Here is a 7,495-nt window from a genome sequence, read left to right on the forward strand (position 1 = left end):
TAAGAAAACTAAGAACGCTCCAGGTGGTTTTGGTAGTAAGAAGAGAGACAGAGTGTTTTCTGAAGAAGAGTACAGGCATAGGAATCCTCATGAGGGGTTCTGGGGTGCGTTTACAACTTGGTTTGGCAGTAGGATCCCCTGTTTTCTGAAAAAGACTACTGTAACCCGAATTTTGCTTGGGGTAATGTGTTATGGTCTGAAAATCCTCCTCAGAGTCAAGTACTGTTTAAATAACAGGAGGTGAAACTAAACACGCCCTTCCTAAGCGAAAGCCTTAAAACTTTTTGTGAATAAATGTGGGTGTATGGTAGTGAAAGAGAAGCTTTACACGGTGAAGAAGGCGAGTGAGATACTCGGCGTCCACCCCAAGACAATCCAAAAATGGGATAGAGAAGGGAAAATCAGAACCGTTAGAACACCCGGCGGGAGAAGAAGAATACCAGAAAGCGAAATAAAAAGACTCCTCGGCATAAACGAAGAGAAAGGTCTAATACTCGGCTACGCAAGGGTCTCAAGCCACACACAAAAAGACGACTTAGAAAGACAAGTCAAAGCAATAGAGCAATACGCAAAAGAACGAGGCTGGCAAGTCCAAATACTCACGGACATCGGCCCAGGGTTGAACGAGGACAGGAAGAACTACCGTAAGCTTCTCGAACTTGTGACAAACGGGGAAGTCTCAAAAGTTATCATCACCTACCCCGACAGGCTCACTCGTTTCGGTTTCAAAACTCTCGAATTCTTCTTCAAGGAGAACGGTGCAGAGATAATCATTATCAACGACAAAGAAAACTCTCCACGAGAAGAACTCATTGAAGACTTAATAACCATAATCTCGCACTTCGCTGGAAAGCTCTACGGAATGCGCTCCCACAAATACAAAAAGCTCAAGGAAGGCGTGAAAAAACTAATCGAGGAGGTCGAGAATGACTAAAGTTGTTTTAACATACAGAATGCCCCACAACTGGAACATTGATTTGTTCCTCAAAGAATACCAAAAACTCCTCCAAAGAGCGATCGACGAAATATGGGAAAACACGACTTGGAAAGAAAAGAGAGTTAAGCATAGATATTCTCTCGGAAGAAAAAATTATCGCTACTACGGGACAACTCGCTTAATCCCCTATTTTCCGCAGTCTAATGAGTTCAAGCGAAAACTGAGGAACGAACTCCTCCGAGAGTGGCCTTTCGCCAAGCACTACGTTGATTCTGCAATAAAGACCGCTTATTCAATCCTCAAAAGCTGGAGACAGAACTACCTCAAAGGAAAGAGAAAGAGAGTAAAACCAGTCGTTAAAGGAAAGTTTGTCCGAGTGAAAACAACCTTGATGAAGGTTGAAGACTCAAAAGTTAGGATAACCGTTAGACCACGTGAGAAATACCTTGAGCTGGACTTCTCAAAAGAATGGTTCTATGAAAAGGTCAAGAACTGGAATGTTGGCGAGTTGATAATTAGGAAGAACGATGTCCTACTAACTTTCTCAAAGGAAGTCGAGTTCTCTGGAAGAATCAAAATCGGTATTGACAGCAACTTAATGAGCCTCGACATCTTTCACCCTGAAAAAGGCTGGATTAGAGTGGACTTGAGCGAACTGCACAGGGTTGCCGAGACGTATGACAGAATTATTGATATGCTAAAAAGCGTTCAGCGGAAAGCTCCGAAGAGGATTGGTTTATTGCTTAAAAAATACTGGACTAGGAGGAGAAACAGGATTGAGGATTACCTGAACAAGCTCGCAGTCCAGCTTTCGAGGGAGTTTCCCGATGCGGTTTTTGTCTTCGAGGATTTGAACAAGTTCAAAATGCTCCAGAATGGTTCGAGGAAGTTTAACAGGAAGCTCTCCCGTGCCACTTGGAAGAAGATTGTTGGAAAGCTTTCTTATCGTGTTCCCGTAGAGTTTGTTAATCCTGCTTACACCTCATCCACCTGCCCGGTGTGTGGGAGTAGGTTAGAGTCCCGAAACGGGCTGGTGGAGTGTCCTAACTGTGGGTTTAAGGCGGATAGGCAGTTTGTTGGTGCTTTCAACGTTTTCGTGCGGGGACTTGGGGTCGCCCTGAGTGGGGCTGAGCGTGATGATTTGCTCCCCGATGAACCCGGAGGGGAGCTGAACGTGATGAAGCCCAAGTCCGTCGTGAGAGTTGATTTGAACGGCCGGAGGTTCACTCACACTTACTCATAAAAGCTCACGACGGACAGACCCCTACAACAGGTGCATCTACGAGAACGACTTGGACTCTTGCAAAGCGATAGTTTACGTTTTGGGCGATTAGTCTTGGAGGAGATCCACAACTTCTTTTGTATCTAAAACCTGCACGTTTTTGAGGTTTTTGAGCTTCTTGTCGTTGCTCCATATTGGGCAGTTAAGCTTCAAGGCTAAAGCGACAAAATCTATATCCCCGAGATCTGGAGTAATCTCAACGGCTTCTTGAATTTTGTCTGCATATTCACTTTCTGGGATTGGGATGACTATGTGGGACAGTATACCCAAAATCTCTTCAAATCTTTCAGGAGAAATCTTGGACTTTTTGATTATTTCGCTCTTGTACTTTTGAAGTTCATCATATGCATATTCAGGAGTATATAAGTCCAAAATTCCCCTCAGCTTTCTTATAAGTTTTCTTGTAGTGGAATCAGCCTTGAAGAAGGAGAAAAGGACGTTTGTATCAACTACGAGTGAGTCCAAGTTTTTCCCTCCAGTATTTTGCTCTTTCTTTTTTGATCTCTTCGGTAATTCTCTCTATGTCTTTCTCTGTTAATTCAGAACTCTCAAGTTCTTTCTCAATTTTTTTGAGCATTGAATCTATGAGAATTTCCTTTCTAACCGTTCTCCTTATAAGCCGAATTAAAGTTTCGTCCACATTATTGGGGACTTTTATCACAATCTCTTTCATAATCTCACCGCTGTATAAGGGTTATCCTCTAAACTTTTTAACCCTTACTTTTTCTCTTAAAAGCCTCGCCCTCCAGGGCGGGGAAGATGTCAGATTAGCAGGAAAAGAGGAGTGTATAACTCCCTCCAGAGGAGTCTTCCCATGAAAAAATTGATTTTATGTGCCTTTTCTAAAGACACAACTAACACATAGAGATAGACTAAGCGGGGAGTGGAATTCAAAGGTTCCTCACCTTTTGTAATAATTCTTACAGAAAAGCTTTTATATGCTTTTTTTGTAATTAAAATTACGGAGGGTTAATATCATGCCAATAGATTTAGAACGCCTAAGGGCCAATATTAAGGAATACATAGAAATGGGGGAAATAGCTTATAAGCAGAGAAAATATAACGCCTCTCTTATCCTATACTTTAAAGCTTTGGTAGGTATTTGCGATTATATAATTAAGAGGGACTTGAACGAGGAACCAGATAACCACACTCACAGATTTAGGATTTTGAGGGAGCACTACCATGATCTATATAGGGTAGTGGATAAGTTCTTTTCCTTTTACAGGGACACATATCAAACTACAGTTAGAAAAAGAGAAGTGGAGGGATTGAGGGATGCAGTTCTTCAACTTACCGACAGAATTGAATAGGCTCATGGAAACGGCCAAGAAGTTCAAAAAAACTCATAAGAAAGTCTTTGATATAGTCCTCTATGGGTCTTCAGTAAAGGGGAAAGGGGAGCCTAACGATTATGACTTTATGCTAATCCTGAGGAAGGCAAGGGAAGATGACCGTTTTGATCTAGCCTTTGAGTTCAAACAAAGGCTTTTGGACTTGGGCTTTCCCCATGATAAGCTAGACGTTAAGGCCCTTAACCTGGAGGATCTGTTTGATCCAAATTACCTAGCCTCCCCTGGAATTATCATAGAAGGGTTTTCCCTCACAAAGGGGAAGCCTATCCATGAGCTACTAAATGGTGAAAGCTACGCCCTCTTTGTCCTGGATGTGTCTAGGTTAGAGGGTAATGAGAAGACTAAGTTTCAATTTGCATTAAAAGGGAGAGACGGAAAGGGAGGCATTATAAAGGAGCTAAGCGGTAGGTACCTAGGCCCTTGGGTGGTGTTGGTTCCGATAGAGGAGGCATACAGGTTTAAGGAGTTCTTGGACTTTTGGGGAGTAAAGTTTGAGAGCTATTTAATGTTTGGAGTTAAGGGCCTTTAGCCCGTGAGATGTTAGTAGAAACCTTGAAAAGATAGTTAAGAGGAGATTGGAAAGCAAGAGGTGGATTGAGTTATGAAGGTTCGGTATGACCCAAAGGCGGATATCCTGTATATATTGATAAAAGAGGGAGAAGTTTTTGACACTGATGAGGTGGATGAGGACGTCTGGATAGAGTATGATGAAAACGGCAGAATAATGGGAATAGAGATATGGAATGCTGGCGAGAAAGTCATAATAAACGCTTTGAGGGAGATAGAGAAGTACACAAAAACTCAAAAGGCAAAAACCTAAAGATTTCTTCTAAACTTGCTCTCTTTAAACTCCCCAACTTCTTCTGAAGAGCTAAGGAGTATTGGCTTTTTTCAAGCGGTTTAATGTTTTATAATATATTGACCTCAATTCATCTAATGGAAAAATTTATCAATATTAGATGCAATACTTACGATTGGGTGATAACATGGGCATTCATGTTCAAACCGAGGTTGATGACGAGACCCATGAGGTTCTCAAAATGCTTGCCATCCTGAGAGGCAAAAGTCTAAAGGAAATAGCGAGGGAGGCTTTGGAAGAATACGCAAAGAAGCACAAAAAAGAGGTTGAAAAGCTAATCCAGAAAGATCCGATTTGGGACACCATAGGGGTTCTGGAGCTTGAAGAGGATGCAAGCGAGCGGGAAGACTGGGGGACGGTAGAATGGCAAAGCGAGTGAAGCCAGAGCTGATTTACATGGACACGAGTGCAATGATAGCGTTAGCCAGCAAAACAGATAAGAATCATAAAAAAGCAAGAGAATTTTTTGAAAAATCTATTAGGGGCGGCATAAAGTTCGTTGTTGGCAGACCCGTACTGGTGGAGTTCCTCAATGGAGTTTCAAAGAGGGTTAACAAGAAGACCGCAGTTCAGCTCTATAAAAGCTACACCAATAGCAGGGTTATAGTCATTGAAAAAGAAACAGAGGAAGACTGGGAAAAGGCCTGGAGAATATTTGAGCAGTATGAAGACCAGAACGGCATGGATGTTATAGATTGCTTGAGCTTTGCGATAATGGAGAGGTTAAAGATTAGAGAAGCCTTTACCTTCGACAAAGACTTTGAGACGTATGGGTTCAAAAGGGCGGTGTAGCTCTAAATTCTCACTTTTGCTTTCACTCCTTCTCGCATTCGCAGGGATTCTTCCCGCAGTAGGGGCATACGCCGGGATACTTCTTCTTTGCGGCATCTTCAACATCAATGCCGGCTATGTTGGCCAAGCTAACCAGCCACGCTAAAACATCCGCAAACTCCTCTTCCATTGCCTCTCTGTCTCCTTTCCTAAGGGCTTCCGCTAGCTCGCCCACTTCCTCGGTAAACCAGAGGAACGTCTTCTCCAAGCCCCTCTTCTCGTCCCTGTGAAAGTAAAGCCCCCTAATCAGCTCCTGAAACTCCCTTATGTGCATTCTCTCACCCCTATTAACGGCTCGGGTTGAGTTGTCATCACCACTCAGCGCAATTCGCTCTCCTCATTGCCTGACTCTAAATTCTCGGGAGCCTTTTAAAGGTTAGCCGTTTTTGATTGTTTTTCTTTTTGTGTAATTTCATGGAAAACAATAGAAAAACATATAAAGGATGTGTGCGTATTCTATATCAGGGGTAGCATGGAGAGGCATTATACTCTAAAAGAAGCCTCAAAAATCCTTGGAGTTACTGTAAAAACACTTCAGAATTGGGACAAACAAGGGAAAATCAGGGTTGTCAGAACAGTTGGGGGTCGAAGAAGAATTCCAGAAAGCGAAATCAAGAGAATACTTGGGATTCAAGAGGAAAGGAAAATAATTGGATATGCAAGAGTCTCAAGCAGAACTCAAAAAGATGATTTGAACAGACAAGTCCAAACGATAAAAGAATTCGCAAAAGAGAAAGGTTGGGACATTGAAATCCTCAAGGATATTGGCTCAGGGTTAAACGAAAAGAGGAAAAACTACCAGAAGCTCCTCAAAATGGTGACAAACAAGGAAGTCTCGAAAGTCATCATTACATACTCCGACAGGTTAACACGATTCGGTTTTGAAACTTTAAAAACGCTCTTCCAAGCCTTTGGAACAGAGATAATAGTAATCAATGGAGAACTTCAAAAAGAGCCAAGAGAAGAACTCATTGAAGACCTGATAGCAATAATCTCGCACTTTGCCGGCAAGCTGTACGGAATGCGCTCCCGCAAGTATGAAGAGGTTGTGGAGAATGCAAAACAGCTCTTCCAAGAATGAAACCATCGTCAGGGCGTACTCAATTCCCCTCCGGGCCAACGATGTTATTCTAAACTTTATTGAAGAGTATCACAACATGGCAAAGACTACACTCCAAGAAATTCTCAATGCCAAAAAATTCACGAAGGTTGAGAGAAAGCAACTTAGGGACAAACTGTTGGAAAACTGGAGCTACGCTGCCCACTACGTTGACTCCGCAATAAACCAAATGCTTGGTCTTGTGAAGTCATACAAGCGAAAACTCAAGAAAGGAAAGAAAGTTCAGAAACCAAGGCTGAAAAAGAAACTCGTTTACGTGAAGTCCACACTCTTCAGACTAAAAGGGACAAGGCTGAAAATAACAATAGTGCCGAGAGAGTACTATCTTGAGATTGACCTAGCGAAATATCACTACCTGCATCCTCTTCTTGAGGAAATCAAAGAGGGGAAAGTAAAACTCGGCGGTTTGTTTTTGTTTCCAGAGAAACTCATCCTAAACTTCGTAAAAAGCGTAGAATATTTTGAGCCGAAAGACTGGATGAGTATAGACATCAACCTCACAAACATTACAGCCCTCGCTGGACTGACAGTTTATCATTTTGATACAAGAGGGCTTTATCACACCCACAGGGTTTATGAAGTGAAGAGGCAGAAAATCCAGAGGATTTCAGCATGGAATAGGAGGCTGAGTGGGGAATTGCTGGAAAAGTACTCTGGAAGGGAGAGAAACAGGATGAGAGACTTTCTCCATAAGTTGGCTAACAAAATCGTTGAGATTGCCTACAGAAAGAGGATGGGTATAATTCTCGAAGATCTGAGAGGAATAAAGGAGAAAGTGTTAAACGGTTCAAAAGATTTTAATAGGAAAATCTCAAAGTGGAATGCTCGTGAACTGCAAAGGCTAATCGAGTACAAGGCCAAATGGTTCGGTGTTCCTGTTGTTTATGTTAATCCGAGAAATTCTTCCCGCACTTGCCCCGCATGCGGGGGTCAGCTAATACCCCAAGAGGGGCGGTTAATGAAGTGCTCTAACTGCGGTTTGGTCGAGGATAGGGATTTTATTGCTGTCTTGAACCTTCGGATGTGGGGCTCGGGGCTGTTCTTTAAACGATAACTACCGGAACATTTGAATATTTTTGGTTCCGTAAAGCTTAAATGGTTTTGAGTCATA

At 42.4% G+C, this 7,495-nt stretch carries 13 protein-coding genes; 10 read left to right on the forward strand and 3 right to left on the reverse strand.

From position 1 onward, the window contains the following. From GBV73_RS11245 to GBV73_RS09905, 3 genes are all read left to right on the forward strand, one after another. Positions 1-244, forward strand: a 244-nt coding sequence (locus GBV73_RS11245; protein WP_216643944.1) for a hypothetical protein, incomplete at its 5' end; no start/stop codon positions are given. A gap of 60 nt (positions 245-304) precedes the next feature. After that, positions 305-934: an IS607 family transposase gene (locus GBV73_RS09900; RefSeq protein ID WP_152881085.1), complete on the forward strand. Its 630-nt coding sequence runs from the start codon at positions 305-307 to the stop codon at positions 932-934. Then, entirely contained in the window at positions 927-2,180 is a 1,254-nt protein-coding gene (locus GBV73_RS09905) for an RNA-guided endonuclease TnpB family protein (protein ID WP_152881087.1), read from the forward strand. Before GBV73_RS09900 ends, GBV73_RS09905 begins: the two co-directional genes overlap by 8 nt. 87 nt (positions 2,181-2,267) lie before the next feature. On the opposite strand, the gene GBV73_RS09910 is transcribed toward GBV73_RS09905, so the two are convergent. Next, entirely contained in the window at positions 2,268-2,684 is a 417-nt protein-coding gene (locus GBV73_RS09910; protein WP_004067485.1) for a PIN domain-containing protein, read from the reverse strand. Next, positions 2,665-2,892 carry a hypothetical protein gene (locus GBV73_RS09915; RefSeq protein ID WP_004067487.1) on the reverse strand — a complete coding sequence of 76 codons (228 nt, stop codon included), beginning with the start codon at positions 2,890-2,892 and terminating at the stop codon, positions 2,665-2,667. The genes GBV73_RS09910 and GBV73_RS09915 overlap by 20 nt, the downstream gene beginning before the upstream one ends. Positions 2,893-3,196: 304 nt before the next feature. Between GBV73_RS09915 and GBV73_RS09920 the strand changes: the two genes are divergently transcribed. The 5 genes from GBV73_RS09920 (at position 3,197) to GBV73_RS09945 (ending at position 5,225) form a co-directional block, all read left to right on the forward strand. After that, positions 3,197-3,532, forward strand: a complete 336-nt coding sequence (locus GBV73_RS09920) for a hypothetical protein (protein WP_152881089.1) — start codon at positions 3,197-3,199, stop codon at positions 3,530-3,532. Next, positions 3,498-4,103: a nucleotidyltransferase domain-containing protein gene (locus GBV73_RS09925; RefSeq protein ID WP_152881092.1), complete on the forward strand. Its 606-nt coding sequence runs from the start codon at positions 3,498-3,500 to the stop codon at positions 4,101-4,103. Before GBV73_RS09920 ends, GBV73_RS09925 begins: the two co-directional genes overlap by 35 nt. Before the next feature lie 72 nt (positions 4,104-4,175). After that, on the forward strand, positions 4,176-4,394 hold the full coding sequence (locus GBV73_RS09935; protein ID WP_004067493.1) for a DUF2283 domain-containing protein: 219 nt from the start codon (positions 4,176-4,178) through the stop codon (positions 4,392-4,394). A gap of 154 nt (positions 4,395-4,548) precedes the next feature. Then, the gene (locus GBV73_RS09940) at positions 4,549-4,812 is read left to right on the forward strand and encodes a hypothetical protein (RefSeq protein ID WP_253910354.1); all 264 of its coding nucleotides are present in this window, start codon (positions 4,549-4,551) and stop codon (positions 4,810-4,812) included. After that, positions 4,797-5,225, forward strand: a complete 429-nt coding sequence (locus GBV73_RS09945; protein ID WP_042698143.1) for a type II toxin-antitoxin system VapC family toxin — start codon at positions 4,797-4,799, stop codon at positions 5,223-5,225. The genes GBV73_RS09940 and GBV73_RS09945 overlap by 16 nt, the downstream gene beginning before the upstream one ends. 22 nt (positions 5,226-5,247) lie before the next feature. Here GBV73_RS09945 and GBV73_RS09950 read toward each other — a convergent pair whose 3' ends face one another. After that, positions 5,248-5,538 (reverse strand): MazG nucleotide pyrophosphohydrolase domain-containing protein, encoded by a 291-nt coding sequence (locus tag GBV73_RS09950; protein WP_152881096.1) that lies wholly within the window; start codon positions 5,536-5,538, stop codon positions 5,248-5,250. A gap of 198 nt (positions 5,539-5,736) precedes the next feature. Here GBV73_RS09950 and GBV73_RS09955 point away from each other — a divergent pair, with 198 nt between their 5' ends. Next, a complete protein-coding gene (locus tag GBV73_RS09955; RefSeq protein ID WP_042697895.1) occupies positions 5,737-6,345 on the forward strand; it encodes an IS607 family transposase in 609 nt (202 codons plus the stop codon). Beyond that, positions 6,320-7,438 (forward strand): RNA-guided endonuclease TnpB family protein, encoded by a 1,119-nt coding sequence (locus GBV73_RS09960; RefSeq protein ID WP_152881098.1) that lies wholly within the window; start codon positions 6,320-6,322, stop codon positions 7,436-7,438. The genes GBV73_RS09955 and GBV73_RS09960 overlap by 26 nt, the downstream gene beginning before the upstream one ends. Positions 7,439-7,495: the final 57 nt, after the last annotated feature.

It is taken from the genome of Thermococcus sp. 101 C5, assembly GCF_009372125.1.
Classification (GTDB): Archaea; Methanobacteriota_B; Thermococci; order Thermococcales; family Thermococcaceae; genus Thermococcus_A; species Thermococcus_A bergensis.

Coding starts and splice junctions, on each gene's coding strand:
- GBV73_RS09935 (WP_004067493.1), top strand. CDS start 4,176: ATGAAGGTTCGGTATGACCCAAAGGCGGATATCCTGTATATATTGATA.
- GBV73_RS09960 (WP_152881098.1), top strand. CDS start 6,320: ATGCAAAACAGCTCTTCCAAGAATGAAACCATCGTCAGGGCGTACTCA.
- GBV73_RS09950 (WP_152881096.1), bottom strand. CDS start 5,538: ATGCACATAAGGGAGTTTCAGGAGCTGATTAGGGGGCTTTACTTTCAC.
- GBV73_RS09920 (WP_152881089.1), top strand. CDS start 3,197: ATGCCAATAGATTTAGAACGCCTAAGGGCCAATATTAAGGAATACATA.
- GBV73_RS09905 (WP_152881087.1), top strand. CDS start 927: ATGACTAAAGTTGTTTTAACATACAGAATGCCCCACAACTGGAACATT.
- GBV73_RS09915 (WP_004067487.1), bottom strand. CDS start 2,892: ATGAAAGAGATTGTGATAAAAGTCCCCAATAATGTGGACGAAACTTTA.
- GBV73_RS09900 (WP_152881085.1), top strand. CDS start 305: ATGGTAGTGAAAGAGAAGCTTTACACGGTGAAGAAGGCGAGTGAGATA.
- GBV73_RS09955 (WP_042697895.1), top strand. CDS start 5,737: ATGGAGAGGCATTATACTCTAAAAGAAGCCTCAAAAATCCTTGGAGTT.
- GBV73_RS09925 (WP_152881092.1), top strand. CDS start 3,498: ATGCAGTTCTTCAACTTACCGACAGAATTGAATAGGCTCATGGAAACG.
- GBV73_RS09945 (WP_042698143.1), top strand. CDS start 4,797: ATGGCAAAGCGAGTGAAGCCAGAGCTGATTTACATGGACACGAGTGCA.